The sequence below is a fragment of the Methylophilus sp. Leaf408 genome (assembly GCF_916856905.1).
Classification (GTDB): Bacteria; Pseudomonadota; Gammaproteobacteria; order Burkholderiales; family Methylophilaceae; genus Methylophilus.
The window spans coordinates 83,603-110,316 of the sequence record NZ_CAKASK010000003.1 but is presented as its reverse complement, the minus strand read 5'-3'; the positions used below and the strand labels follow the sequence as shown (position 1 = coordinate 110,316).

31 protein-coding genes are annotated in these 26,714 nt (G+C 48.9%); 5 read left to right on the top strand and 26 right to left on the bottom strand.

The annotated features are described in order from the left end of the window. Nucleotides 1–97 precede the first annotated feature (97 nt). The 13 genes from LPA26_RS14155 to rpoE all read right to left on the bottom strand — a co-directional run bounded on the left by LPA26_RS14155 (nucleotide 98) and on the right by rpoE (nucleotide 11,670). Complete coding sequence (locus LPA26_RS14155) at nucleotides 98–892, bottom strand: ThiF family adenylyltransferase (RefSeq protein WP_229008843.1); 795 nt, start codon at nucleotides 890–892, stop codon at nucleotides 98–100. Next, entirely contained in the window at nucleotides 889–1,275 is a 387-nt protein-coding gene (acpS, locus tag LPA26_RS14150) for a holo-ACP synthase (RefSeq protein WP_055827493.1), read from the bottom strand. The genes LPA26_RS14155 and acpS overlap by 4 nt, the downstream gene beginning before the upstream one ends. A 110-nt stretch (nucleotides 1,276–1,385) precedes the next feature. Then, entirely contained in the window at nucleotides 1,386–2,114 is a 729-nt protein-coding gene (gene pdxJ / locus LPA26_RS14145) for a pyridoxine 5'-phosphate synthase (RefSeq protein ID WP_055827495.1), read from the bottom strand. Nucleotides 2,115–2,229: 115 nt separating this feature from the next. After that, a complete protein-coding gene (gene recO / locus LPA26_RS14140; RefSeq protein ID WP_229008842.1) occupies nucleotides 2,230–2,982 on the bottom strand; it encodes a DNA repair protein RecO in 753 nt (250 codons plus the stop codon). 23 nt (nucleotides 2,983–3,005) lie between these two features. Continuing rightward, the gene (gene era, locus LPA26_RS14135; protein ID WP_055870393.1) at nucleotides 3,006–3,908 is read right to left on the bottom strand and encodes a GTPase Era; all 903 of its coding nucleotides are present in this window, start codon (nucleotides 3,906–3,908) and stop codon (nucleotides 3,006–3,008) included. Next, nucleotides 3,905–4,576, bottom strand: coding sequence for a ribonuclease III (rnc, locus tag LPA26_RS14130; RefSeq protein ID WP_055870390.1), 672 nt, complete (start codon nucleotides 4,574–4,576; stop codon nucleotides 3,905–3,907). The genes era and rnc overlap by 4 nt, the downstream gene beginning before the upstream one ends. Before the next feature lie 5 nt (nucleotides 4,577–4,581). Then, nucleotides 4,582–4,959 (bottom strand): DUF4845 domain-containing protein, encoded by a 378-nt coding sequence (locus LPA26_RS14125; RefSeq protein WP_055870387.1) that lies wholly within the window; start codon nucleotides 4,957–4,959, stop codon nucleotides 4,582–4,584. 48 nt (nucleotides 4,960–5,007) lie between these two features. Then, entirely contained in the window at nucleotides 5,008–5,823 is an 816-nt protein-coding gene (gene lepB, locus LPA26_RS14120) for a signal peptidase I (RefSeq protein WP_055827507.1), read from the bottom strand. Nucleotides 5,824–5,855: 32 nt separating this feature from the next. Continuing rightward, nucleotides 5,856–7,649: a translation elongation factor 4 gene (lepA, locus tag LPA26_RS14115; protein ID WP_229008841.1), complete on the bottom strand. Its 1,794-nt coding sequence runs from the start codon at nucleotides 7,647–7,649 to the stop codon at nucleotides 5,856–5,858. 138 nt (nucleotides 7,650–7,787) lie between these two features. Continuing rightward, complete coding sequence (locus tag LPA26_RS14110) at nucleotides 7,788–9,212, bottom strand: DegQ family serine endoprotease (RefSeq protein ID WP_229008840.1); 1,425 nt, start codon at nucleotides 9,210–9,212, stop codon at nucleotides 7,788–7,790. 290 nt (nucleotides 9,213–9,502) lie between these two features. Further along, the gene (locus LPA26_RS14105) at nucleotides 9,503–10,456 is read right to left on the bottom strand and encodes a MucB/RseB C-terminal domain-containing protein (protein ID WP_055870381.1); all 954 of its coding nucleotides are present in this window, start codon (nucleotides 10,454–10,456) and stop codon (nucleotides 9,503–9,505) included. A gap of 17 nt (nucleotides 10,457–10,473) precedes the next feature. Next, a complete protein-coding gene (locus tag LPA26_RS14100) occupies nucleotides 10,474–10,929 on the bottom strand; it encodes a sigma-E factor negative regulatory protein (protein ID WP_229008839.1) in 456 nt (151 codons plus the stop codon). A 111-nt stretch (nucleotides 10,930–11,040) separates the two neighbouring features. Further along, on the bottom strand, nucleotides 11,041–11,670 hold the full coding sequence (gene rpoE / locus LPA26_RS14095) for an RNA polymerase sigma factor RpoE (RefSeq protein ID WP_055827520.1): 630 nt from the start codon (nucleotides 11,668–11,670) through the stop codon (nucleotides 11,041–11,043). A 209-nt stretch (nucleotides 11,671–11,879) separates the two neighbouring features. On the opposite strand from rpoE, the gene nadB reads away from it, so the two are divergent. From nadB to LPA26_RS14080, 3 genes are all read left to right on the top strand, one after another. After that, the gene (gene nadB / locus LPA26_RS14090) at nucleotides 11,880–13,490 is read left to right on the top strand and encodes an L-aspartate oxidase (RefSeq protein ID WP_229008838.1); all 1,611 of its coding nucleotides are present in this window, start codon (nucleotides 11,880–11,882) and stop codon (nucleotides 13,488–13,490) included. A 1-nt stretch (nucleotide 13,491) separates the two neighbouring features. Then, on the top strand, nucleotides 13,492–13,965 hold the full coding sequence (locus LPA26_RS14085) for a thermonuclease family protein (RefSeq protein ID WP_229008837.1): 474 nt from the start codon (nucleotides 13,492–13,494) through the stop codon (nucleotides 13,963–13,965). A gap of 62 nt (nucleotides 13,966–14,027) precedes the next feature. After that, the gene (locus LPA26_RS14080) at nucleotides 14,028–14,507 is read left to right on the top strand and encodes a peptidylprolyl isomerase (protein ID WP_055827529.1); all 480 of its coding nucleotides are present in this window, start codon (nucleotides 14,028–14,030) and stop codon (nucleotides 14,505–14,507) included. An 11-nt stretch (nucleotides 14,508–14,518) separates the two neighbouring features. Here the strand turns inward: LPA26_RS14080 and LPA26_RS14075 are convergent, their stop codons facing one another. The 7 genes from LPA26_RS14075 to ybeY all read right to left on the bottom strand — a co-directional run bounded on the left by LPA26_RS14075 (nucleotide 14,519) and on the right by ybeY (nucleotide 18,951). After that, nucleotides 14,519–15,181 carry an ATP-binding cassette domain-containing protein gene (locus LPA26_RS14075; RefSeq protein ID WP_229008836.1) on the bottom strand — a complete coding sequence of 221 codons (663 nt, stop codon included), beginning with the start codon at nucleotides 15,179–15,181 and terminating at the stop codon, nucleotides 14,519–14,521. After that, the gene (gene modB, locus LPA26_RS14070; protein WP_229008835.1) at nucleotides 15,181–15,870 is read right to left on the bottom strand and encodes a molybdate ABC transporter permease subunit; all 690 of its coding nucleotides are present in this window, start codon (nucleotides 15,868–15,870) and stop codon (nucleotides 15,181–15,183) included. Before modB ends, LPA26_RS14075 begins: the two co-directional genes overlap by 1 nt. An 18-nt stretch (nucleotides 15,871–15,888) precedes the next feature. Then, nucleotides 15,889–16,671 (bottom strand): molybdate ABC transporter substrate-binding protein, encoded by a 783-nt coding sequence (modA, locus tag LPA26_RS14065; RefSeq protein ID WP_229008834.1) that lies wholly within the window; start codon nucleotides 16,669–16,671, stop codon nucleotides 15,889–15,891. A 108-nt stretch (nucleotides 16,672–16,779) separates the two neighbouring features. Beyond that, nucleotides 16,780–17,127 (bottom strand): winged helix-turn-helix domain-containing protein, encoded by a 348-nt coding sequence (locus LPA26_RS14060; protein WP_229008833.1) that lies wholly within the window; start codon nucleotides 17,125–17,127, stop codon nucleotides 16,780–16,782. Between the two features lie 6 nt (nucleotides 17,128–17,133). Next, nucleotides 17,134–17,682, bottom strand: a complete 549-nt coding sequence (gene scpB, locus LPA26_RS14055) for an SMC-Scp complex subunit ScpB (protein ID WP_055870360.1) — start codon at nucleotides 17,680–17,682, stop codon at nucleotides 17,134–17,136. 11 nt (nucleotides 17,683–17,693) lie between these two features. Next, nucleotides 17,694–18,479 (bottom strand): ScpA family protein, encoded by a 786-nt coding sequence (locus LPA26_RS14050; RefSeq protein ID WP_055827545.1) that lies wholly within the window; start codon nucleotides 18,477–18,479, stop codon nucleotides 17,694–17,696. 37 nt (nucleotides 18,480–18,516) lie between these two features. Beyond that, nucleotides 18,517–18,951 carry an rRNA maturation RNase YbeY gene (gene ybeY, locus LPA26_RS14045; RefSeq protein ID WP_229008832.1) on the bottom strand — a complete coding sequence of 145 codons (435 nt, stop codon included), beginning with the start codon at nucleotides 18,949–18,951 and terminating at the stop codon, nucleotides 18,517–18,519. A 63-nt stretch (nucleotides 18,952–19,014) separates the two neighbouring features. Here ybeY and tpiA point away from each other — a divergent pair, with 63 nt between their 5' ends. Then, complete coding sequence (tpiA, locus tag LPA26_RS14040; protein ID WP_229008831.1) at nucleotides 19,015–19,797, top strand: triose-phosphate isomerase; 783 nt, start codon at nucleotides 19,015–19,017, stop codon at nucleotides 19,795–19,797. A gap of 83 nt (nucleotides 19,798–19,880) precedes the next feature. Here the strand turns inward: tpiA and LPA26_RS14035 are convergent, their stop codons facing one another. The 5 genes from LPA26_RS14035 to LPA26_RS14015 all read right to left on the bottom strand — a co-directional run bounded on the left by LPA26_RS14035 (nucleotide 19,881) and on the right by LPA26_RS14015 (nucleotide 24,699). Next, a complete protein-coding gene (locus tag LPA26_RS14035) occupies nucleotides 19,881–20,099 on the bottom strand; it encodes a hypothetical protein (RefSeq protein WP_055827555.1) in 219 nt (72 codons plus the stop codon). Between the two features lie 210 nt (nucleotides 20,100–20,309). Then, nucleotides 20,310–21,467, bottom strand: a complete 1,158-nt coding sequence (locus tag LPA26_RS14030; protein ID WP_229008830.1) for a cupin domain-containing protein — start codon at nucleotides 21,465–21,467, stop codon at nucleotides 20,310–20,312. A 15-nt stretch (nucleotides 21,468–21,482) separates the two neighbouring features. Next, nucleotides 21,483–22,223: a hypothetical protein gene (locus tag LPA26_RS14025; protein ID WP_229008829.1), complete on the bottom strand. Its 741-nt coding sequence runs from the start codon at nucleotides 22,221–22,223 to the stop codon at nucleotides 21,483–21,485. Beyond that, complete coding sequence (gene phoR, locus LPA26_RS14020) at nucleotides 22,220–23,518, bottom strand: phosphate regulon sensor histidine kinase PhoR (RefSeq protein ID WP_082504840.1); 1,299 nt, start codon at nucleotides 23,516–23,518, stop codon at nucleotides 22,220–22,222. The genes LPA26_RS14025 and phoR overlap by 4 nt, the downstream gene beginning before the upstream one ends. Nucleotides 23,519–23,610: 92 nt before the next feature. Next, complete coding sequence (locus LPA26_RS14015) at nucleotides 23,611–24,699, bottom strand: TIGR03790 family protein (protein WP_229008828.1); 1,089 nt, start codon at nucleotides 24,697–24,699, stop codon at nucleotides 23,611–23,613. A 107-nt stretch (nucleotides 24,700–24,806) separates the two neighbouring features. Here LPA26_RS14015 and LPA26_RS14010 point away from each other — a divergent pair, with 107 nt between their 5' ends. Next, nucleotides 24,807–25,502, top strand: coding sequence for an SDR family oxidoreductase (locus tag LPA26_RS14010; RefSeq protein ID WP_229008827.1), 696 nt, complete (start codon nucleotides 24,807–24,809; stop codon nucleotides 25,500–25,502). A 31-nt stretch (nucleotides 25,503–25,533) separates the two neighbouring features. Here the strand turns inward: LPA26_RS14010 and LPA26_RS14005 are convergent, their stop codons facing one another. Further along, nucleotides 25,534–26,694: a GNAT family N-acetyltransferase gene (locus tag LPA26_RS14005; RefSeq protein WP_229008826.1), complete on the bottom strand. Its 1,161-nt coding sequence runs from the start codon at nucleotides 26,692–26,694 to the stop codon at nucleotides 25,534–25,536. Nucleotides 26,695–26,714 lie beyond the last annotated feature (20 nt).

Sequence of the window (26,714 nt, the reverse complement as noted above, 5' to 3'; positions counted from 1 at the left end):
GACGTTACATCTTAAAGATTGTTCAACAATCTTATAACAGTAGTGTGTCAATTTACGCCAAACTCACTGCGAAGCGCAAATTGAATTGAAAAGAGGATTAGTGCGAAAACACTAATTGTTGCAGGGCATGCTGCGCAGCGATAAAGCCGAAACTGGCAGTGACACAAATACTCGAACCATAACCGGCGCAATTGAGGCCGGTCAATCCTGCCTGGGCATCACAGGCTTCGGCTGGTTTTTCCACCGGCTCATCGGAATACACCGCAGTGATGCCGAATTTGGCTGATTTTTTGTTATTACTGGCTTTGGGGAAACCATGATCACGACGCAACTGATTACGGATTTTTGCCAGCATACGGTCGCCATGCACATGTGCCAGATCCGCCAGTTGGATACGCGTCGCATCGAGCTTGCCGCCAGCACTACCCACCACAATCAGCGGCAATTGCTGCTGATGGCAATAATTGGCCAGTGCAATTTTCGATTTGGTATCATCCATGCAATCGACCACCATATCCGGGTGCATTGCTAGCACCGCTGCCATATTTTCTGCTGAAATAAAGTCCTCGATCTCGACCACGTCACAGGCCGGATTAATCTGCGCAATCCGCTCATGCATGGCAGTGACTTTGGCTTTACCTACACTTTCATCCAGCGCATGGATTTGCCGATTGATATTAGATACCGAAATATTATCCAGGTCGACCAGGGTCAGCTTGCCCACGGCATTGCGCGCCAGTGCTTCTACTGTCCATGAGCCAACACCGCCCAGGCCTATCACCAATACATGCGCCGCTTGTAGTTGCTGCAAGCCTTGCTCGCCATATAACCGACGCACGCCGGAAAAGCGGCGTTCATTATCTTCTGCCACGACTGTATTTGCTAATGTCACTTGCTTACGGTTTCCAGTACGACATAAGCCAGCGCCAGATTTTTCTCGTCGCTGATACTGATATGTGACTGGTGGATATGATGTTGTTTGAGGAAGCCTTGTAATGTCGCGGCCAATTGCAGCAGTGGCCGACCCAGCGCATCGTGGGTGACAGCAATATTATGAAAGCTGACATCGCCGCGAATGCCGGTGCCAATCGCTTTGGCAAAGGCCTCCTTGGCGGCAAACCGCTTGGCAAGAAAGCGCGCTTTTAACTGGCTGGCCTGGTAATCCGCCCATTCAGACTCGGCCAGAATGCGTTTGGCAAATGGCTCACCAAACTGGTCCAGCGAGGCTTGAATGCGCTCGACTTCAACAATATCAGTCCCTATTCCAAAGATCATTTGACCACCTCGCAAAACAATTTTGCATTGATATTAGGCATCGCCAAATACTTTTAACAGACGCATTCGTATGAATGACTCACTGCAATTATAAAACTGGATGGGCTGCATTACCTGGCTGAAAACTCTTTCATCAGGGATTTCATCTCACGCACCGCATTATCCCAACCGACAAACAAGGCATGCGCGACGATAGCATGGCCGATATTCAGCTCTTCAAACCCCGGTAAACGCGCGATGCGGTGTACGTTGTGATAATGCAGGCCATGCCCCGCATTGACTACCAGGCCACTGGCTTTCGCATGATGCAGGGCTGCCTCTACTCTGCGTAACTCTTCAGTTTGCGTTTTTTCAGTGTCGGCATCGGCAAATGTACCGGTATGTATTTCGATCACCGGCGCACCGATTTTCACTGCGGCATCGATCTGCGCCAGATCCGGCGCGATAAACAATGACACGCGTATCCCCTGGTCGGACAGTTTCTTGACCGCATGTTCCACTTTGGCGTAGTGTGTGAGCACGTCTAAACCACCCTCGGTGGTGCGCTCTTCGCGACGTTCCGGCACCAGGCAAACATCCTGCGGTTTCACCTGGATCGCGATATCCAGCATTTCATCGGTCACCGCACATTCAAGATTCATCTTGGTCTGGAGCAAAGGCCGCAAAGCAAAAATATCCGCATCCTGCATATGGCGTCTATCTTCACGCAAATGCAACGTAATACTGTCCGCACCAGACTGTTCAGCACGCAATGCTGCCTGCACTACACTGGGGTACCTGGTACCACGTGCCTGGCGAATTGTGGCGACATGGTCAATATTCACACCTAATTTCAACATATGTTCTTTCGATTGCTTTGGCTGGCTGCCACGTTTTTTTTGAATTATAAACTTAGCCAGCGGATGCTCTCAACAATCTGGCTATTTAAGGCTTTTTATTTCACGCTAGATAAGCTTAGAAGCTTTGCAGATCGACCAGCAACTGGCGGGTATGCAAGGGCTTTTCACCAAGGTAATGCTGTAACAAATAGCGCATCAATTGCTTGCTTTGCACCTGTGTGGTTGTGTTGCTGTAACTTCCACGGGCCATATCCAGCAAGGACCGGCCCTGAATCAGCACACCATTCTTGGTAACGTTTAAGGCACAAGCGCCATAGTCGGCTTCGAATCGATAGGTTTCTTCGGCATGAATAATCTCGCCATTTTCATCATGCGTCAGTGGCACGGCATAACCCAGCTCTTGCAACATTTTCAATTCAAACCGGCGCATGATTTCTGCCAGTTGGCCACTGCCGGTTTCGTGGGTAAGCGTAGAAAGTATTTGTACGGTTTCGGCATAATACTCAAACAGTTGCACATGCGCATCGTCGCGCGGCAGCAGGCGCAACAGCAGCTCATTCATGTAAAAACCGCACATCAGCGCGTCGCCTTTAAGTAAGGTCAGGCCAGTCAGCCATTCCAGGCCGTGCAAGGTTTTGAGTTCATTTTTACCTGACCAGGTGCCAGCCAGTTGCTGAAAGGATTGCAACATACCACGCATGGCTGAAAGCGGACGACGGGCGCCTTTTGCTACGCCTGCAATCCGTCCAAAATCGCGGCTGAACATTTCAACCACCAGGCTGGTTTCTTTGAAAGGATACGTGTGGAGAATAAAGACTGGCTGTTGCGATTGCTTGAGTGCAGCAACATTAGGGATGCTCACAGCCATGATGCGACCGCCAGTGCAGGCGACTAAAACCCTAGGCTTTTTAATGCACGCTCGTCATCTGCCCAGCCACCTTTAACCTTGACCCAGGTTTCCAGGTAAACTTTGGAGCCGAACAGCTTTTCCATATCCTGGCGCGCTTCTGTGGAGATTTGTTTGAGTTTCTCGCCACCCTTGCCAATGATCATGGGTTTCTGGCTGTCTTTATCGACAATAATCACAGCAAAAATGCGACGAAGTTTTTTGACGGTTTCAAACTTTTCAATTTCTACCGTCATTGAGTAAGGCAACTCATCACCTGCCAACCTGAATATTTTTTCGCGAATTAACTCGGCGGCTAAAAAGCGTTCATTCTTGTCGGTGAGTTCATCTTCACCATATATCGCTGGCTGTTCCGGCAAATGCTCCCGCACCGCGTCCAGCAAGCCATCCAGATTCTGGTTCTTTTTTGCACTGACCGGGATGATACCGGCAAACTCAAACAGCAGATCAAAGTCCTGGATCAATGGCAATAAATTACCTTTATCCCCCATCAAATCTGCTTTATTCACTACCAGCAAGACCGGCTTGTTCTTAGGTAACAGTTTCAGGACCAGCTCATCTGCTTCGCCCAGCTTCATCGGCTCGATCACGAACAGCACCACATCAACCTCAGACAATACCTGGGTCACTGTTTTGTTCAGGGTTTTGTTTAAAGCATTGATATGTTTCTGCTGGAAGCCCGGCGTATCCACAAACAGGAATTGAGTATCCTCAGTGGTATGGATGCCGAGTAAACGATGGCGTGTGGTCTGCGCCTTGCGTGAAGTAATGGCTAACTTCAGGCCCAGGATATGATTCAGTAAGGTAGATTTACCAACGTTTGGCCGGCCAACGATAGCAACGGTGCCGCAACGGAAATCTTCAGTAGGTTCTATATGTTCTGTCATGATTGAATTTTTTCCATGGCGAGCTTGGCCGCCTGCTGTTCTGCCACGCGGCGGCTAGTGCCGGCACCAGTAGTAGTGATATTTAGTTTCTTGATAAAGCATTGCACGGTAAAGGTCTGTGCGTGTGCCTCGCCTTCGATAGACGCTACCTGATACTCGGGCAGGTCCATCTTTTTACTTTGCAGGTATTCCTGCAATTGTGACTTGGCGTCTTTATCAATCACCTTCGGGTTGATAGTGGTGAGTGTTTCGCGGTATAGCAACGCCACCACTTGTTCGGCGGCTGCAAAGCCGCCATCCAGGTAGACTGCACCGACAATGGCTTCCAGCGCATCCGCCAGGATAGAAGGCCTGCGCCAGCCTGCGCTCTTCAATTCACCTTCACCGAGTTTGAGTGCGTCGCCAAGATTCAGTGTAATAGCGATCTCGGCGAGGCTGGCTTCTTTTACCAGCTTGGCGCGCAAGCGGCTGAGGTCTCCCTCTGGTATATCAGGGAATAAATTAAATAACTGATGCGCAATAATAAAGTTGAGCACGCTATCGCCTAAAAATTCCAGGCGTTCGTTATTGCTGGCCGAAAAACTGCGATGTGTGAGCGCTTGCTGCAGCAACTCAGGCTGCGTGAAGCTGTAACCGATGCGGGTCTGTAAGACTGGAAGCGCGCTCATCTCACCTACTGTGATGCTTTGCTGGCCGCATCAAAATCGATCAGCAAACTGATAGTGTCTGTGAGGGGAATCGTTTTTTGGTAACGCACAGCTACAGCACCGCTGGCGATAGTCAAATCGCGGCCTTGCACGGTCTTGATCATATCCACATGCATCTGGCGGTCAAACGCGGCACGGATATCGGCATCACTTTGCAGCATAGGGTCATGCGCCAGGCGGTTGACAGTCGATTGAATCGAGAAATATTCCATATAGGATGGCAACGCTTTCAGTGCCACCATGCCCAGAATACCCACTGCAGTTAACACCAGCAGAAAACCGATCAAGCCTAACCCGCGTTGCGGCTTTGCTGAAGTCTGCGTTGAAATATGAGAACGTTTCATATGCCATCTCTCCACAAATGGTGATTGCCTAAACGATGACGACCGACATTAACCGATACTTTGCCCGATACGACGCCACTGGTCAAAGTTAAACCAGATAAAAAACGCCCGACCAACCAGATATTTCTCTGAAACAAAGCCCCAGACACGGCTATCAGAACTATTGTCGCGGTTATCGCCCATGGCATAGTACTGGCCTTCAGGCACAGTGATCGCTTCGCCTTGCATTAAGCGGTCACCCAGGCTGCCAGGGCTATACTGATTCATGATGTCATGGATCAGTACATCATGTTTGACATCGCCCAACTGCTCCGTCAGGCGTGAAGCAGTCACATCCACCGCGCGTGAACTGCCACTTTCGTCGTTCACATTCAATGCATATTTATAGGGCTCAATGAAATCAAGGTTAATGACTTTGTCATTGATAGTCAGCTGTTTGTCACGGTATTGAATTTTATCGCCCGGCAAACCCACCACACGTTTAATGTAATCAATCGATGGGTCTGGCGGGTAATGAAACACGAATACGTCACCACGCTTAGGTTTATCCACCGGATAAAACACATTGTTCAGGATAGGCACACGTAAGCCATAAGTGAATTTGTTAACCAGAATATAGTCGCCAGCCAGCAATGTCGGCATCATGGAACCGGAAGGAATTTTGAACGGTTCAACGATAAATGAGCGCACCGTGAACACCAGCAGGATGACCGGGAAAAAGCTTTTGCTGTATTCCACATACCATGGATCAGGCACATCACCCAAGGCACTTGCCTGGCGTTTTTTGCGCAGGACCAGGATATCCAGCAACCAGATAGCGCCGGATACCAGCAAAATCACCAACATAAAAATTGCAAAATACATGCTCGTTCCCTGTAGAAAGCGGGGTTTCCCGTTTATTTATCTTCAACGCGCAGAATCGCCAGGAAGGCTTCTTGTGGAATTTCCACATTGCCAACCTGCTTCATGCGTTTTTTACCTTCTTTTTGTTTATCCAGCAATTTGCGCTTACGCGTAATATCGCCACCGTAGCACTTGGCAATCACGTTTTTACGCATGGCCTTCACGGTTTCACGGGCAATGATGTTAGCCCCAATTGATGCCTGGATGGCAATATCAAACATCTGGCGAGGAATCAGTTCGCGCATTTTGGAGACCAGTTCACGGCCACGATAAAGACTGTTTGCACGATGCACAATCAGGCTTAAAGCGTCGACGCGCTCTCCGTTGACCATGATATCCAGCTTCACCAGATCGGCGGCACGGAACTCCAGGAATTCATAGTCCATCGATGCATAACCGCGTGAAACAGATTTCAATTTATCAAAGAAATCCAGCACCACTTCGTTCAGCGGCATTTCGTAACTCAGCATCACCTGGCGGCCCATATACTGCATATTGCGCTGGATGCCGCGTTTGTTATTACACAAGGTCATCACCGGCCCGACATAATCTTGCGGCATCAACAGATTGACCACAATCATAGGCTCGCGAATCTCTTCAACCCGGGAAGGCTCAGGCAGGCGGGACGGATTTTCAATCTGCACCACTTCACCGGTTTTGAGCAACAGCTCGTAAATCACGGTAGGTGCAGTGGTGATCAGGTCCATATCGTACTCGCGCTCCAGGCGCTCTTGTACGATCTCCATATGCAGCAAGCCTAAGAAGCCACAACGGAAGCCAAAGCCCAGTGCAGTCGAGTTTTCCGGCTCAAACTGCAGACTTGAGTCATTCAAGCTCAGCTTTTCCAGTGCGGTGCGCAGACCTTCAAACTGGTTGGACTCAACAGAATATAAACCGGCAAACACTTGTGGCTTAACTTCTTTAAAACCAGGCAGAGGCTCAGAAGCCTTTCTACCAGCTAAAGTGACCGTATCGCCGACTTTAGCGGCTGCAAGCTCTTTAATACCTGCAATAATAAAACCTACTTCACCTGCGCTTAATTGCGGGCGTTGCAGCGACTTTGGTGTAAACACACCGACTTGCTCACACAAGTATTCAGCGCCGGTTGCCATCAGGCGGATTTTATCTTTGGCGCGCAATACGCCATCAACCACGCGCACCAGCATCACTACGCCTACATAGTTATCAAACCATGCATCAATCACTAACGCTTTTAAAGGACCATCGACATCACCTTTTGGCGGCGGGACTTTGGCAACCACTTCTTCGAGCACATCGCGTACGCCTTCGCCGGTTTTGGCGGAGCAACGCACAGCATCGGTGGCATCTACGCCAATCACATCTTCAATCTCTTGGGAAACGCGTGCCGGGTCGGCAGAAGGCAAATCTATTTTATTCAGGACAGGGGTAACTTCAACCCCCAGTTCAATCGCGGTGTAACAGTTAGCTACACTTTGCGCCTCAACACCTTGTGAGGCATCTACGACCAGCAAAGCGCCTTCACAGGCAGAGAGCGAACGGCTGACTTCATAGCTGAAATCCACATGCCCTGGCGTATCAATCAGGTTGAGGAAATACGTTTCACCGTTGTTGGCTTTGTATTGCAGGGCGGCGGTTTGCGCTTTAATCGTAATACCGCGCTCACGCTCGATATCCATACTATCCAGCACCTGCGCTTCCATTTCGCGCGCCTCCAGCCCACCGCACATTTGAATGATGCGATCAGCCAGTGTCGATTTGCCATGGTCGATGTGGGCAATAATCGAGAAATTACGAATATTCTTCATGTTCTGCTATAGGTTGATTACAAGCAAGAAAGGCGCTTTACGCGCCTTTCCGAATTTGCTGGCATTTTACAGCAAACGCCTATTTATCAGGGATTTATTTTAAAACACTGAATGTTTGCTGCGCTTTAAAACCCATATTTATTTGCTTACCTTGATAGGAACATACAAAGTATTTTCGCCTCTCAGCACCAGCACTGCCACCGTTTTTCCGGAAGGCACAGCGTTGATCTGCTTATTGAACAAATCTACACTTTGGCTTTCATTGTTGTTCAGGCCAAGAATCACATCACCACGGCGGATACCTGCTTGCGCCGCTGCACCGACGCTTTCAATCACCAGCAAGCCATTTTTTCCATTCAGCTTTTTCTTTTGCTGTGGTGTTAATTCACGCAAGGTAAGGCCGATTTTATTGGATTCTGATTTAGAAGGCTCTTTGCTCGAAGCAGGGGCTTCGGCTTGCTCGTTTGGCATTTCACCAACGCCTAACTGCAGTGTCTTGCTGGTGCCTTTACGCACAATTTCCACTGGCACGACTTTACCAGGTTTGATTGAAGCGACAACACGCGGCAGATCACCGGAAGTTACAATTGGTTTACCGTCAAACTTAAGGATAATATCGCCAACTTCCAGACCACCTTTGTCTGCGGGACTATTTTTTTCCACGCCGGCAATCAGTGCGCCACTGGTTTGTTTCAGGCCAAAAGAATCCGCCAAATCTTTAGTCACCTCCTGAATACCAATGCCTAACCAGCCACGTGAAATACGGCCAGTCGCCTTCAACTGATTGGAAATATCAATAGCTACATCAATCGGGATGCTGAATGACAGCCCCATGGAGCCACCACTTTTGCTATAAATCTGGGAGTTCACACCAACCACTTCACCGCGCAGGTTAAATAGCGGACCGCCTGAGTTACCAGGATTAATCGCAACATCGGTCTGGATAAATGGAACATAATTTTCTTGTGGAAGGGCACGACCTTTGGCACTGACAATACCGGCTGTCATGGTGTTTTCAAGGCCGAAAGGAGAACCAATCGCTGCTACCCATTCGCCGACTTTCAATGCACTTGGATCACCCACGACTACTTTAGGTAAGCCAGTTGCTTCAATTTTAATCAGGGCAACATCGGTACGTTTGTCGGCACCAATGATTTTTGCCTTGAATTCGCGCTTGTCAGACAGCTTTACCAGCACTTCATCAGCTTCACTCACCACGTGCGCATTGGTCAAAATATAGCCGTCACTGCTGATGATAAACCCTGAACCCAATGACTGCGTTTTGTAGTCCTGCCCGCCTTCCTGGCCCGGCATACCAGGCATACCCGGAATACCGAACCGGCGCAGCAATTCTTGCAGATTTTCATCATTAGGCATGCCAGGGAAACCCATCCCACCGCCACCGTGAACTACCGAGGTAATGCTTATATTAACCACTGTAGGTCCTTGTTTTTCTGCTAGCTCTGTAAAGTCAGGCAAATCCTTGGCCTGCGCCGGCATGACAAACATACTCACTGACATGGTGCATGTCAGAAACACTGCAGAAATCCATTGCTTCATCATGATTTTTCCTATTATTTAATCAATTAATTCAATATTTTCAAAGACTTATTCATAGCAGCCAAACAAGAAAGCCTCGTCACTGTTAAAACACTTTCTACATATGGTGATTACACGCACAAAAACAAAGAGCTTTCATTTGACAATCACTCCACAACAATACGCCAGACGTTACCAGCTCATCCAATATTGATTCATTAGAGGAATTTGTCATGAATGAGGAAATATCAGGGATGAAAATAATTCTGGGAGTGCATGCAGCAAGGAGGACAGATAGAAATCATCAAGTTTGATTACTTCTTAAAAGTCACCTGCTGCGCAATTTGCTCAACGGTTTGCGCCGGCACTTCACCTACAACCACCAATTGATAGCCGTTTAAGACATGGGCGTATACATTGGTCGAACCCATGGTTTTTTTGCCAATGCGAGGTTGCATGCCTTTGATCACAGGCTCAACAAACAGCGACACTGAAGCAAGGCCATCAGAAAAAATTAATTGTTGGACTGGCACCGTACGACCCGGGACCCGCAAGCGGATCTGGTCTACCTTTTTATACCCGGCAGGCAGGTTTGCGATTACCAGATTATTTTCCACATGGGTCAAATCGGTGGTGTCATCCATCACATAAGGTTTGGAAGCGTCGATCTTGGGTTGGAACCAATCCAGGTCTTTGGTTTGCAACATGGATACCTGATTGAAACCGATTTGTTCCAGGGTATGACCTTGCACATCCAGCATGCTCATCTTCAACAACAAGCCATATTCGCTATCAGACCAGACGCGGTATTGATAACGCAGGTTGTCATTGGGGATCATGTCGATTACTTGAGCCAGACGCCCGGCAATCCGCTCCTGGCCAACGAATTTCAACTTGTAGTTTTGCTTAAGAGGTTGAAGCTGGGTCGGCAGCATGGCCGGAAAGAGGTTCTGACCACGCCGCTTTTCGATCACTACCTTGTCATTTTTTGCATTAAAAATAACAATATCGTCACCTTCGCTAAACACTTCACGCGGACGGCCATCAAGGACGACATTGCGGGTAAATTCACGGCCGGCTTCATTGATATGGGTAATTTGAACGGAGCGAATAATCGCTCCGTTATGATAGATAAATAATCCCTGGTAGTTAAGCTCCCTGGCTGCAGAAGCTGTTTTCTGCATAGTGACCCATAAATCTTCATCTGCGACTGCCTGTTGGCAGAGCACTAACGCAAATACCGCACGAATTACAAACTGCACAGACATACCAATCACAGTTAAAGCTATTCGCCAGCGTAAGTTACATTATGAATATAGTACGTCGCACTATTAGGTGAGTAATTGTGATGCGCCATGACATATTGATCAGTTTCACTGTCAGCAATTTGCACCGAATCAACAGTTGCAGGCTGGTTGAGCACAAACATACCGACAAAAAAAGCAGCTGCTACAGACGCTGCAATAGACCAAACGTATTTACTGGGTCGTGACTTTATTGGAACCACTGACTCTGCAGCAGCTCTTGGTGCCAATACCACAGGCTCATCACTCAGTTCTGCCATGATGCGGCTGGTCATATCGGGTTGCACCCAACACTCTTCACGCATCACATCGCGAATCACATGATACTCCTGCCAGGCTTGCGCTACTTCGCCAGTAGATTTGGCCGCGAGAAATATATGTTCACAGCGTTCAATATCGGCTTCGCCGTCGATTAAAGCGGATAATTGCTGCTTCATAATAACCCCAAGTCAATCAATGTTTTTATGTTAGCATTTAACAAATTGTTTGTCATAACACCCATTATTTAAAAGTTTACATCAAATGGCTGCACTAATAGTGTTACCGGATTACCAACGTTTGTGGTTTGGTGTGTCCAGCAATGGTCTTAATTTTGCAGCAATAGTCTCACGTGCACGGAAAATACGTGAGCGGACAGTGCCAATCGGACATTGCATCACTGTCGCAATATCTTCATAGCTTAAACCTTCAAGTTCACGCAATGTAATCGCTGTGCGCAACTCTTCAGGCAACGCGGCAATCGCATCATTCACGGTTTGCGCGATTTCTTTAGTCATGAGAGAGGTTTCAGGCGTCTCCATCGTACGCATGTCCTGACCCTCATCGAAATTTTCTACGTCTTCAATTTCAACGTCCTGCATCACCTGTGGCTTGCGTCCCATAGACACCAGGTAATTTTTGGCAGTGTTAATGCCAATACGGTATAACCACGTATAAAAGGCACTATCACCGCGAAAACTATGCAATGCGCGATACGCTTTAATAAAGGATTCCTGTACCACATCCTCTACTTCAGCCTGGTCGCGGATCATACGCGACAATAGTCTTCCGAGCTTACGATTGTACTTTTCGACCAACAGGCCAAATGCACGTTTATCGCCCTGCTGGGCACGTTCAACCAACAGTTGGTCGAACTCTCTATTCTCAAGCTGTTTGGCGTTTGCCGCCTGAACAGTCATATCGCGATGACTCCCTTGGGTAATTTTATGATTGGGAGTAGTATACGCTTTTGTATTGCTTTCGACGAACCCGGTGCGCGTTAACGCCTCTAATTTTGTTGTGTGTAACATCGTCTCATCCCTTATTTTTGCCTGCGATTGCAACATGCAATACAGACAAATTTCTGACACGGCTTTTTCTACAAAAGTTCCTCTGCCTTTACAACAATATGAATAAAGTATTTGATGTCCTCATAATTGGCAGCGGATTGGCTGGTCAATCTCTGGCCCTGCGGCTGGCTGATAATTACCGTATTTGCATATTGAGTAAACGCGAGCTTTCTATGAGCGCCAGCAACTGGGCGCAAGGTGGCATTGCAGCGGTACACAATAGTGAAGATTCAATCGAAGCGCATATTCAGGATACTTTAGATGCCGGTGCCGGACTGTGTGATAGCGAAGTCACCCGTATGGTGGTCAATAATGGCCGTGCCAGTATTGAATGGTTATTGCAGCAAGGGGTTAACTTTACCCGCGAGCCTGAAGATGACCGCCTGCACCTGACGCGCGAAGGCGGCCATAGTTACCGCCGGGTCGTGCATGTGGCAGATGCCACCGGTCAGGCGGTACAAACCACCTTAACAGACCGCGTACGTGAACACCCGAACATCACCGTTCTCGAACACCATATTGCAGTCGACTTGATCACCACGCACAAGCTGTTCCAGCAAACGGCCACTGATGGCCCTAATCGTTGCCTGGGTGCGTATGTACTCAATAGCCAGACCGGGCATGTGACTACGCTTTCGGCGCAATATACAGTGACTGCAACGGGTGGCGCAGGCAAGGTTTATCTTTACACAACCAACCCCGATATCAGTACCGGGGACGGTATTGCCATGGCATGGCGGGCTGGTTGCCGCGTCGCAAATATGGAGTTTGTGCAGTTTCATCCGACCTGCTTGTACCACCCGCACGCCAAATCTTTTCTGATCTCGGAGGTATTGCGCGGAGAGGGCGGATTGCTGACCTTGCCAGATGGCACACGCTTTATGCATTTGCATGATGAGCGGGCAGAACTGGCGCCACGCGATGTGGTCGCGCGTGCGATTGACTTTGAGATGAAAAAACGCGGGCTGGACTGTGTTTATCTGGATATCAGCCATAAGCCGCTGGAGTTTATCCAGTCGCACTTCCCCAACATTTACAAACGCTGTTTACAACTTGGGATAGATATCAGCAAGCAGCCGATCCCGGTCGTGCCCGCTGCGCATTACACCTGTGGTGGCGTCATGACTGATATGCATGGGCGCACCGATATTGATTGCCTGTATGCAATTGGCGAAACCGCCTGCACTGGCTTGCATGGCGCGAACCGCCTGGCAAGCAACTCGCTGCTTGAGTGCCTGGCATTCAGCGAAAGTTGCGCGCAAGACATTCAAGCCTCTGGTCAGCAGCCTACCATTTCACTACCGGACTGGGATGAAAGCCGCGTCACTGATGCCGATGAAGAAGTACTGATTACGCACACCTGGGATGAATTGCGTCGATTCATGTGGAATTACGTCGGCATTGTGCGCACCACCAAAAGGTTAAGCCGGGCTTTACATCGCATTCACATGTTGCGCGACGAAGTACACGAGTTTTACAGTAACTTTAAAGTAAGCCACGACCTGATTGAACTGCGTAATTTGTTACAGGTGGCAGAACTCATCGTCCGCTGCGCAATTGAGCGCCAGGAGAGCCGTGGACTGCATTACAGCAAAGATTATCCGGAGCTGCTGCCCGAGGCGATCCCCACCGTATTAACGCCAGAAAACTACACCAGCCTGCTGGATTAATATGCCAAATATCTGGCTGTTATTACTGCCTTTTGTGCTTAGCATTCACGCGCAAGCTGAACCCGTTTTGAAAAAAGTCATTGATGGCGATACCGTTATCATTCTGGACCAGGGTAGAACTTACCACCTGCGGTTGCTGGATATTGACGCGCCTGAATCCGAGCAAAGCTTCGGCAAACAATCGAAACGTACCCTGATGGCACTTTGCAATAGCAAGATTACAGTGCAGGCCATCGGCACAGATCCTTACGGACGCACCCTAGGCCATTTATACTGTAATCACACAGACGCCAGCCAATATCAAGTTGCACAAGGGATGGCCTGGTTTAACAGCCGCTACTCATCTAGGGCAGAATTAGCATCATTGCAACAACAAGCGCAGCAACAAGCATTGGGTCTATGGCAACAAACCAACCCGACTCCCCCATGGCTCTGGCGCAAGCATTTTGGTCAACATTATCAACAGCGAGAGTGACACCATTCCGGCAATATCCTTTAGAATAATGTTTTATTACCGGATAACCTAGGACATTTCACATGCAAGTAGCAATGAACACCGTAGTCAGTATGACTTACAAACTACAGAACACTGATGGCGAAACACTGGAAGAAAGCCAGCAACCGGTGGCCTATCTGCACGGCGGTTACGACAATATTTTCCCTAAAGTTGAAGAAGCCATGCACGGTAAAAATGTAGGCGATGTGATTGAAGTGAGCCTGGATCCTGAAGATGGCTTCGGTGAATACGATGACGGCCTGGTACAAATCGAGCAAGCCAGCGCTTTCCCAGCTGAAGAGTTAAAAGTCGGTATGCAGTTTGAAGGTGAAGACGAAACAGGCGATGTGATTTTGTATACCATTACCGATATTGCGGATGGCAAAGTCGTCGTTGACGGCAATCATCCTTGGGCGGGTCAGCGCCTGCTGTTTACCGCGACGATTAAAGATGTGCGTTCAGCAAACAAAGAAGAAATCGAGCATCAGCACGTACATGGTGCCGGTGGTCATCATCACTAAGCTTTAAAGTTTCAACCCGGCTGGCGCAATTGCCCTTGCGCCAGCACTAATACTTCGTTGGCAATCTCTGTCACTTCCTCCCGCACATGGCTGACATACACAGTCGGCAATCCAAAAGTAGTGATTACTTTTCTGATGTAAGGCAGTACCTGCTGTTTCAATGCATCATCCAGGCCACTTAACGGTTCATCCATAAGCAGTACAGCAGGCTGGCTTAGCAAAGCGCGGCCAATCGCAACGCGCTGTTTTTCACCGCCGGATAACTGGCCAGGTTTGCGTTTGGTGAGCGTGCCGATATCCAGCACATGTATGACTTCTTCCATTGAAATGGAAATTTTTCGTTTCGGCATGCCATACACTAGATTCTGCTGCACATCCAGATGTGGAAATAAACGCCCATCCTGAAATACGATACCTACCTGCCGCTGCCATGGGGGACGTTTGATCGCTTTTTTTGAATCAAACCATACCTGCTGATCACTTTGAATGATGCCGGAGGCAGGCATTAACAAGCCAGCGATGTTATGCAACAAAGTAGTTTTTCCGCAGCCGGAGGCGCCCATAATGCCGAGGCAGTCGCCAGGCTTCAAATCAAACCTGGCTTCAACGGTAAACACAGGCTGTGTCGCCGCGACAGCATAAGGCTTGTTGATCTGAATATCTACATGCAGCATCAGCGTTGGCTCCTGATCAGCCGTCTTTCCAGCCATTGACTGGCGAGCAACGCGAAAATAGATACCAATACACTCAAAATTACCAACCTGAGCGCAGCGGCATCTCCCTCGGGAGTTTGCGTCAAACTGTAAATCGCCAATGGTAAGGTGCGGGTTTCGCCTTCCAGATTGCCGGCAAAGGTAATAGTCGCGCCAAATTCGCCCAGGCTACGGCTAAATGCCAGGATGCTGCCCGTGAGCAGTCCATGGTAAGACAATGGCAAAGTGATAGTCAGGAATACCCTGATTGGAGATGCACCCAGTGTTTGGGCGGCCTGCTCCAGAAGCGGATTTACCTGGAGCAATGCCTGCCGGATTGAGCGCACCATCAAGGGAAACGCCATCACCGCCGAGGCAATCACGGCACCCCACCAATTAAAAGTGAATTGAATATGAAACTGTTCATATAGCCAGGCACCGATCCAGCCTCTGCGGCCAAGCAATACCAGCAACATATAGCCCAATACAACAGGTGGTAATACCATAGGTAAATGCACCATCGCATCCAGCAGCGACTGTCCCCAAAAACGTTTTTTGGCTAATAGCCACGCCATTGCCATTGCCGGTAAAAGCAAAATAACCACGCACCAGGCCGCTACTTTCAGCGAAAGCAGCACGATGGAAAGTTCGGCAGGCGACAGTGTCCACATGGTAATTAGAACAATGGCTTACTCTGCAACGACTGGCTTGAAGCCATAAGAAGCAAGTAATTTTTTAGCCTCGACTGATTGTAGATACTTATAAAACGAGGCAGTTGCGGCGGATGCCTGCGGCAATAATGCCATCGGATACACAATAGACACATGGCTGTTTTCAGGGAATTCACCAGCAAATTTTACCTTGTTTGAAGATTGTGCATCGCTGGCATACACGATACCCACATCACACTCATCCCGCTCGACCAGGTTCAATGTGGCACGTACATCTTGTGTACTGACCAACCTGTTTCTTACTTTTTCCCACCAACCCAGACTGGTCAGCGACTGCTTGGCATAAATCCCGACCGGGACTGACAGTGTATCGCCGGTGCACCAGTAGCCAGGCGCCTGCTGGTTCACATCTACAGATGCCTCGGCTTTTATGTTCAATGGCTTGGCTAGTGGCGTGATCAGCACCAGGCGATTACTCAGCCATGGTTTGATAGTGGCATTTTGTAGCAATTGCTTGTCTTTCAGGTATTGCATCCATTTTTCATCGGCAGAAATAAACATATCACCAGGTGCACCCTGTTCCAGTTGCTTGGCAAGAGTACCCGATCCACCATAGACTGGCACGACTTGCACGCCAGCTTGCTGGCTATAATGCTTGACCAATACATTCATCACATCGGTCAAGCTGGCTGCGGCAAATACTTTAATTTTCCCCTCTTCTGCGTGCGCCAATGCATTGACCAGGCAAAGACCTACCAAAGCGCTCACATAAGACAAGTGCAGCCAACCGCATTTTTTCATATTTCCATCCCGTTTAATCATTAAGAAAATGCTCTTGCGCAACAATTGTCAACATTCAGTAATGCTACCATCGTTATATCCGTACATGCATTACGACACTCAAAAAAATTACGCTTTTCTCAGGTGCCGTGTAATCAGGTCAAGTTCATCTGCGGATGCCTCTGCCGATTTTTTTAGAATCTGTTGATATGCACCAATAAGCGATTTGCCGAATTCAGTTACTTGCGCACCACCACCATGCGTACCTCCCGTAGAGCTCAGCACAACAACCTGGTCAAAGCAGCGATTCATGACATCCACCAGTTCCCAGGCCCTGCGGTAAGACATCTGCATTTGCTTGGCCGCAGCTGAGATGGAGCCATGTTGTTCTATCATCAGTAACAATTCTATTTTGCCGGGGCCAAGCGCTGTATTACCTTCATGACTAATACGGATTTTAAGTAATGAATCCCGCATCACAAGTTATTCCAGCGGAATTTCTGCTTGTGCAAACGCTTCAAAGGGCGGCAATTCTGCCAGCGAACGCAAATCCAGGTCATCCAGAAAATGTTTGGTAGTTGCATATAATGATGGCCTGCCGGGCACTTCACGTTGGCCGACCACGTCGATCCAGTCGCGTTCCTGCAACTGGCGAATCACATTCGGGTTTACCGCCACACCGCGGATCTGCTCAATATCGCCACGCGTTACGGGCTGGCGATAGGCAATAATAGCCAGGGTTTCCATCACTGCGCGTGAATATTTTGGTTGTCGTTCAGGGTTCAGGCGCGAGATATACTCGCTGTATTCCGGCTTGGCCTGAAAGCGGTAGCCGCTGGCCACTTGCACTAAATCCAGTGTTTTATCCAGCCAATCTGCTTTTAGTTCGTCCAGCAGCATGCGCAGCGTAGCGCGTTCCATGCGTCCGGCAAACAATTTAAGCAAATCATCTAGCGCCAACGGCTGCGGCGATGTCAGCAACGCCGCTTCCAGAATCTGCTTCATCTCCTGGATATTATCCGGATCACGCACTATATTCCTCCTCAATCATGCGCATTCGCCTGCACATAAATGGTCCCGAATGCTTCTTGTTGCGTGATACGGATCAGGCCTTCTTTTGCTAGTTCCAGCATCGCCAGGAAACTCACTACCAATTTAGGCACGCCATCCGTTTCAAGGTCAAACAACTCATCAAACCGTAACACCGTTGCCGTGCTTAAACGACGCAATAACAAACTCATATGCTCACGCACCGAAAGTTCTGCCCTGCCAAGTTTGTGGTGCTGGTTTAGCTTGGCGCGTTTGAGTACATTACGCCAGGCCTCCACCAGGTCATCCAGGCTGACCTCGGGAGGTTTTACCTGGCTGATATGCTGGTAATACGCGGCGGCGACATCAATCTCTTCACCCACTTTGGGCAATGCATCCAGCCGTTGTGCAGCCAGCTTGATGGCTTCGTACTCCATCAGGCGCCTGACCAGCTCCGCGCGTGGATCATCCTCTTCTTCCACTTCAGTTGGTTTAGGCAACAGCATGCGTGACTTGATTTCAATCAGCATGGCTGCCATCAGCAAATAATCTGCGGCCAACTCGAGTTTAATGGCTTTCATTTTTTCGACGTAAGCCATGTATTGGGCGGTCAGCTGCGCCATCTGGATATCCAGGATATCCAGGTTATGCTTGCGGATCAGGTAAAGCAATAAATCCAGTGGACCTTCAAACGTGTCCAGGTAAACTTCCAGCGCATCCGGCGGTATATACAAATCCTGCGGCAGCTCAGAGAGCGTTTCACCTTTGATTTTTACCTGGCTGTTTTCCAAGATATCCATGTGGAGATTGTAACGATTTAAGTACGCAGATTAAAGACTATTCAACATAGGGGTTGGCAAAGCCCAGCTTCTGCATGGCGGCCATTTCCATCGATTCCATCAGCGCTGCTTGCGCATCTACTTCATGGTCATAGCCATGCAAATGCAAAACGCCATGCACAGTCATATGCGCATAATGCGCCAGCAACGTTTTGCCCTGCTCGATAGCCTCTCTCGCAACCACTGGCGCACAAATAACGATATCACCCATCAAGTGCGGATGTTCGGTAAGCGGAAACGTCAGCACGTTGGTCGCATAATCCTTGCCGCGATAAGTCGCATTTAATACACGCCCTTCTTCTGCATCCACAATCCGGATAGTCACGCTGGTATCTACACGTAAAGCCGCACGCACCCAGCGCCTGAATTCTGCCTCGGTAGGCAGGTTGTTTTCTTGTGAGGCGAGTTGCAAGGAAAAATCAAGTTGCGGCATAGGGTCAAGTTTTCCGAAAAATATCCGTCATTATAAGAAGAAAACCCTTATAGGAACCGTGTGATGTCGAATCGCCCGAAACTGGTGGTTGCCAATCGCAAAATGCACGGCAGCTTGCCCGATAATCAACAATTCATGCAGAGCCTGCTGCTGCATACCCAGCAGCATCATGCCCGCTATGCGGTTTGCCCGCCGCACCCGTATCTGTATCAGGCACAACATATCCTGCAAAACAGCCATATTGCCTGGGGCGGACAAAATATGAGCCGCTTTGAGAAAGGTGCTTATACAGGCTCGGTTTCTCCGGTGATGCTGAAAGAGTTTGGTTGCACCTATGTGATTATCGGCCACTCAGAACGCAGGCAGCGGGGGCATGACAGTGATGAAAGCTGTGGTGAACGGTTTGAAGCGGCGCTCAAAGCCGGGCTGACACCCATATTGTGCATAGGTGAAACGCTGGAGGAGTATGAACAAGGTGAAACCGACCTGGTGGTCGTGCGTCAATTAAATCCGGTGATTGCGCATGTAGGGATTCAGGCATTATCCAAAGGCGTGATTGCCTATGAACCGGTATGGGCGATCGGTTCTGGCAAAGCCGCTACACCACAACACGTGCAAGCTATCCTGTCATTTATCCGTGGGCATATTGGATTGCTGGATGAACAGGTAGCAGAAAAAATGGATCTGCTTTATGGCGGCAGTGTAAATCCGAGTAACGCAGCACAATTACTGAGTATGCCGGATGTAGATGGCGGTTTGATTGGCGGCGCTTCTCTGGTTGCAGACGACTTTATTCGCATTTGTCAGATTGCTAACGAGTTAACCGACTTGAAAACTGCAGCTTAAATATTTAACTGATGTGGCACAAAATAAAAAAGCCGACTTGCGTCGGCTTCTCTATCATCAGGTAATTCAGATTACTGTCTGAATTACTTAGCTTCTTCAGCAGGAGCAGCTTCAGCAGGAGCAGCTTCAGCTGGTGCAGCCTCAGCAGGAGCAGCTTCAACTGGAGTTTCAGCAGCTGGTGTTTCAGCAGCTGGAGCTTCAGCAGCAGGAGCCTCAACAGCAGGAGCCTCTTCAGCTGGTTTTTCACCACAAGCGGTCAAAGCCAAAGCCAACAATGCAGCCAACAATGCAGAACGTGTCATCTTTATTTCCTTAGTATGTATGAGCAAAATTTTGTGTACGGCACAATTCTGATATGCAAGAACTCGCCGAGTAGAAAAATTGTATCAGTAATTTATTAAAAAAAGAATGTAAGTACAATCAAAAACAGAGGATTTTTTTGCATAAGAACAACAACTCTGCATTTTTTGACAAAAATATGTCGCAATTGGTTCAAATTAGCGCTGCGAGGATCATATTTCGCCCAAATGCAGATAGCCAAGCAGGTACATATCACGCAGCCAGGCAAGCAACATCTTGGCATTCTCTGAATGAAAAAGCCGTGCGCCCAGTTGTCGTTGATTAGCCAGTGAATTGAGTAAATGCCCACATTCATCAGCCAACTCAACAACTTCACCATTGATAAAATACTGGCCTTGCCAATGCAACATCTGTGTTTGCAGGTCCAGTGTAACACCTGACTCGCGTACTTGGTCAGTAAACTTGGCCAGGCTCAGTTTGCGGTTTGGCGTAAAAACCACATAGGATTTCGGCTCAGTGAAATAGCGGGCCAGAAATGGCCCCAACGCTTCCGGCTGCCAGGTCAGCCGTTGCAGCATGCCACTTACCCGCTTCACCATTGCCTGGTCAATTGCCGTAGCATCTAAAACTGGTTGCAATTCGGGATCCCGGTACAGCTCATCCGACAATCCTTCCTGGCGGCAGGCATCCAGGAATTCCACTGCCAGTTCTCTTGCTGCCGGTGCACGAAACCCAATCGAATAGGTCATGCAATCATCATCTTCAGCCACGCCCCAATGGGCTATATTTGGCGGCAGATACAGCATATCGCCAGGTTCCAGCACCCATTCCTGCTCGCTGACAAAATGTGAAAGGATACGCAAGGGCGCATCCGGAATCAGGCGCAAGTCATCCTGCTGACTGATAGACCAGCGTCGCTTACCCGCACCTTGCAGGAGAAAAACGTCATAACTGTCGATGTGCGGCCCCACGCCTCCACCAGTCGGTGCATAGCTGACCATGACATCATCCAGCCTGGCTGTTGGTATAAAATTAAAATGTGCCAGTAAAGCTTGCGCTTCGGGCAGGATGTGATTCATGCCCTGAACCAATAATGTCCAGTGCTGCGAGGGCAGCGCCGCGAAATCATCTTCTTCAAACGGGCCGTGCGCCACCTGCCAACCTGCTCCTGCATCCGCATGTTCTGGATCAAACTGAATCAGCCTTGATGGTACTTCTGTTTCACAAGCCAAACCAGCCAGTTCATCCGGTGTCAGCATGCCTTTAAAACCGGGGATTGCGCCACGGATCAGTAACGGCTTTTTTTGCCAGTATTCCGTCATAAATTGCGTCGGGGTCAAACCGTTAAGTAGGGTCAGTGCTTCTTGCATGGCAGTATCTAATACTTATCTAAAAGGGAGGAAAGGCATAGTGCTAATGCTTTGGGTCAGCCTTGAAATAAAGCGTTGCGATTTTTCCGCCAGCATGAAAGCCAGCAAATCGGTGCGGGCTATCAGCTTGCTGAATTCACGCTCAAAACTCAGGTTCTGGCCATCCGTTTGCATGCTGTTGGTCAATAACAATAGTTCGCCGCGCGCATTTTTGGCGGTGCCTAGTTTCCATACAGCAATTTCAATATTGCGCGCTGCATTGTACAAGTTTTGCGGCTCAATACTATCGATCAGGAAAAAAGCGGATTTATTGCCGTGCGCTCGGTATAACATGGATTGCATGCCCACGATCAGTGCCAGCACACGGTCACCACTGAATTGTGGATTCAAAGCCAGCTTGATTGCTGCTGTGTCTTGTGCACCACCTAAGGCCTCAAACCGCCATTGATGTGTACTTACCTGATCAAATACCTGTGTGGCAATCTGGTCCGGGGTGCCTAGCCCAGATTTGTGCGCTTCTGCAGGGTTGCGTTTGTAGAGCTTCAGCATTAACAGGCGCATGCTGGCTGCATTTTCGCTATATTCAATATCCGCCAGCCGGTCAGTGTCATTCTTAATTAACTGATGCAGGGTGTTGCGGTCCTGCCGGATGGGTAGCGGCTTACCATTTGGGGAATCGACATAACCACCGCCAGGATTGGTACTGCAGGCGGCAAGCAACAATATGCTCATCCAGCTGCAGCCCACCCATTTCATGCCACAAGCACCCTTTGGGCCGGGAATATAATGCTGAAACGGCTGCCGTGCCCCGGTTCACTTTCCACTTTCAAAATCGCCTGGTGATGATGCAATATGTGTTTTACGATCGACAAGCCAAGACCTGTGCCGCCGGTATCACGGCTGCGCCCGCTATCTACGCGGTAAAAACGCTCGGTTAATCTGGGTAAATGCTGGGATTCGATGCCGATGCCGGTATCCTGCACACTAAATACCACTTGCTCATCCTGCATCTGCCAGAAAATATCAATATTGCCGTGCTCCGGCGTGTAACGCACCGCGTTGCTGGTCAGGTTGCTCATGGCGCTGAATAACTCACTGTAGCTGCCGCGGATATTCACATTGGCATCATTATGTAACGTCACTTTATGCTGGCCATGACTTAACGCCTTCGCATCTTTCAATAACTGATTGAGCATAGGTTCCATCGCAATATCGATTTCATCCTTGAGCGTGACATTATTCTCCAGACTGGACAATGTCAGCAAGTCTTCAATGATGCGCCGCATGCGGGTGGTTTGCGCCTGCATCATCTCAAAATAAGGTTGTATATCGGCGGAAATCTCGCCTTGCATATCGCCGATGGTTTCCAGGAAACCACCCACCACGGTCAAAGGTGTGCGTAACTCATGCGACACATTCGCAACGAAATCGCGGCGCATGATTTCAGTTCTTTCCAAGGCTGAGATATCGCGGCAAATCAGCAACCGCTGCTTGCTGGCAAAAGGGATAATTTGTAATTCTAGCGACACATCCGGGCTGCGCCAGGATTTGAGCTTCAGTGGCTCGCTGTAATCTTCGCTCTGCAAATACTGCACGAACTCAGCCTGACGTAATAAATAATAGATAGGCTGATTTTCATCATGCTGGCGTTTCAGGCCCAGGCGTTGTACAGCTGGCTCGTTAAACCACTCGATTTCATTGCGGTGATTAAGCACCACCACGCCATCGGGCAAGGCACTTGTAGCGTGGCGTAATCTTTCCAAGGTACTGCTGAGCTGGCTTTGGCTACGCGAATGACGGCGCATTTCCTGGTAAAGGTTGGCAAAGATGTCTTCCCATATACCTTTGCCATTGGGCATGAAGTTGAGGCCGGGTTTTAGTGACCATTGATATAGCCGGTGCATCCAGTAAAGATGCCCCGCCTGGTAAGCAATAATACCTGCTGTAAATACTAGCCACGCAGTGTCGGCGCTAGTGGCCCAACCCAGGATCAGGCAGCAGAAAGACCAGAAGAACAGCAGCCAGAACGCTTTCCAACGAATATCTTGCACAGGCAACACCCAGAATACAGATGGCTGGGATTATACGACACATACGCGACAGGATTGTGACGTGCATCATTGGCTTGAGAAACGTCTGTTTTTTACTCCAGCGTCATGGGCGCAACTTTGGCATAAGGTTTGGCTAATGGCTCGCCTACAAACACGCCTTGCATAGGCCATTTCACGCTTTTCCAGTAAGCCTCTATCAATGTTTCACCTGCCAGGTAATGTGCCATGACCACCTGGGGATTAGGAAATTTCTGCCAGTAATTACACGGCTCTGAAACCGTGCCATAACTACCGGTCACGCCAGCATCCAGCCAACGGGTGGCAGGCATTTGGTAAGTGCTGGTCAACATTCCACCGGTCGAGGTTAAATGATCCGCAATCGCTCCAGGCAAGTAGCTATTGGTCAGCATGTAATCCACATTGGCCTGACCGGTAAAGTAGAACATCACGTCTTTTTCTTTTTCCAGCGCTTCCTGGCTCACTGTGTGCAAAGTGAGACGCTTGGATTTGATCGTCATACCATCCGGGGGGAAAAACGGTTCCCGCGGCTTTGAGCGAGCTGTATCCTTGGTTTTGAGGAAATAGCCGTTCGCTTCATTCAAGCTGAATTCACTTAAGGTGCCGCGGTCAATCAATGCTTTGGCTGCATCCACACTGGTAATCGGCAGTAGCATGGATAAACGGATATGATGATCTGCCCAGGGGCGCAAGGATGAACTGTTGAAATAAGGACTGTCACGCCCCGGATCGCAGGTTTTCTTACATTGTTCAAGATCCAGGCCTAGAGTCAGTGCACCAGTGAGGCTATTACACTGCACAGCAAACGGGGTTTTCCAGACTAACAAAAGCACTTGCTGATCTTGAAGTTTACCTTCAATCTGGCTTTTTAAAGATTCAAATTCGGCCACAGTCAGGGAGTCTTTGGCACGTTTAGGCAGCTCTATGCCTATCAGGTTAGCGACTGGCACCTGGCGTGCCTGCAAGTAATATCTGGCGACTTCTTCGCTTTGCGCATCATTGATATTGTAAATAACGGCAACATCTTCGGACTTCAACAGGGACGGACGGGATCGCAACTGACGACTGATATCCGCTGCACCTGCAATAGCCTCTACAACCATCAACATGCCTAATAGACACAGCCCAAAAGCATGAGCACCCATTCTTCTGTTGAAACGCATCAATACCAACCACTCCATTTATGCTTATAAATATACAACTCAGGCAAAACTAACCACGTAAAATTCAATCATATCCCAGATTAGCTTAATTTCAGGAGATGAAATCAATGACGACTTCGCAAACTGTTTTGATTACCGGCGCTAACCGTGGTATCGGGCTTGAGTACGTCAGGCAATATGCGCAAGAGGGTAAGACGGTTTACGCCACCGTTCGCGATATGGCTCAAGCTGTTGAATTACAGTCACTCGCCGCCAACTATGCCCGGATTCATTTGCTGGCATTAGATATTGCAGATATCAGCGCCATTCAAGCACTGGCTCGCGAACTGTCGGATGTATCTATTGACATCCTGATCAGCAATGCCGGTGCTTACCCACCAAGCCGCTTTGGTAAAACCGACCCACAGACCTGGCTGCAAACCTTTCAGATAAACACACTGACCACTTATTACCTGGCGGAAGCTTTTCTGCCGCATTTGCAACGTTCCGATCAGGCCAAATTAATTGCCATGACCAGCAAAATGGGCAGCATGACGGACAATAGCAGTGGTGGTGAATACATATACCGCAGTACAAAAACGGCACTCAATATGGTGGTAAAAAGCCTGTCGCTGGATTTGCAACCATTCAACATTATCGTCGCGGCGCTACATCCGGGCTGGGTGCGGACTGATATGGGTGGCCCGAATGGATTGATCGATACTAAAACCAGCGTGGCAGGTTTACGGAAAGTGATTGCCGGGTTGGACCGGGCACAATCCGGTGAATTTATTGCTTACGATGGCAAACTGGTACCTTGGTAATCATAAAGTCGCGCAGACTTTTTCATTTTCATTATATTGCCTCAGGCAATGCTTTATATGGGCTGCGCTCTTCAAGCTCATCCACATAATGCTGCATGGCAGTTTCTTCTCTGGATAAAAAGCGCGCCACACTCTGGTGAAATTCTTCATGTGCTAGCCAGTGATAAGAGCAGGTGGTATATGGCAGGAATCCACGTGCTAATTTATGCACGCCTTGTGCGCCACCCTCAAAATAACGTATTCCTTGCGCGATGCAAAAAGCTTGTGGCTGGTAATAACACAACTCAAAATGCAGGCACGAAATATCTCGCAGGCTGCCCCAATAGCGGCCATACAGCGTGCTATCGCCCTGTATACACAGGCTAACGGCGATATCTTCATCTGATTGCGCCGCAATAAATAGCAACACATTGTCAGGCATATCGCGCGTAATCTGTTCAAAAAAAGCAAAGGTAAGGTAAGGCTGGCTGCCATGCCGATGATAAGTGTTGCTATAACATTGATAAAACAATACTAAATCCGCTTCAGACAACTGATGGCCGTTGAGCACACGGCATGTCACACCTTGCTGGGCGACCTTGTTACGTTCCTGCCGGATTTTTTTACGCTTGTTATGGCTGAGTACTGCCAAAAAACTTTCCCAATCTTTGTAGTTTTGGTTTTCCCAGCGGAATTGCACACCTTCGCGGCGCAGAAGGCCTTGCGTTGCACAATACGTTGCCGACAATGCATCCGGAAAAAGAATATGCGTTCCAGACAACCCATGCTCTTCACAGAGTTTGCGCATGTGCCTCAACATTTCTGCTACCAGCTGTTCAGGCTCTGTAATATCCGGATGCACTAATAAGCGGGGGCCAGCGACAGGTGAAAAAGGAATGGCAGAGATCAGCTTGGGATAATAAGTGCCACCGGCTTGCTGGTAGGCATCTGCCCACGACCAGTCAAATACATATTCGCCATACGAATGGGTTTTAATGTAGCAAGGTGCGGCGGCTACCAATTGTTCACCATCAAGCACCGTCAGATGGTAGGGAATCCATCCACTCTCATGGTCTACTGATGAAGAAGATTCAAATGCGTGCAGAAACCTGTAATCGAGCATCGGATGCTGTCCGGCCAATGCCTGCCAGGCCGCAGGTAAAATATCCTGCAATCCACGAGACCAGGTAAAAGATAAACGGCTTAGAGACATGATCAGTGGCGGGTAGATGT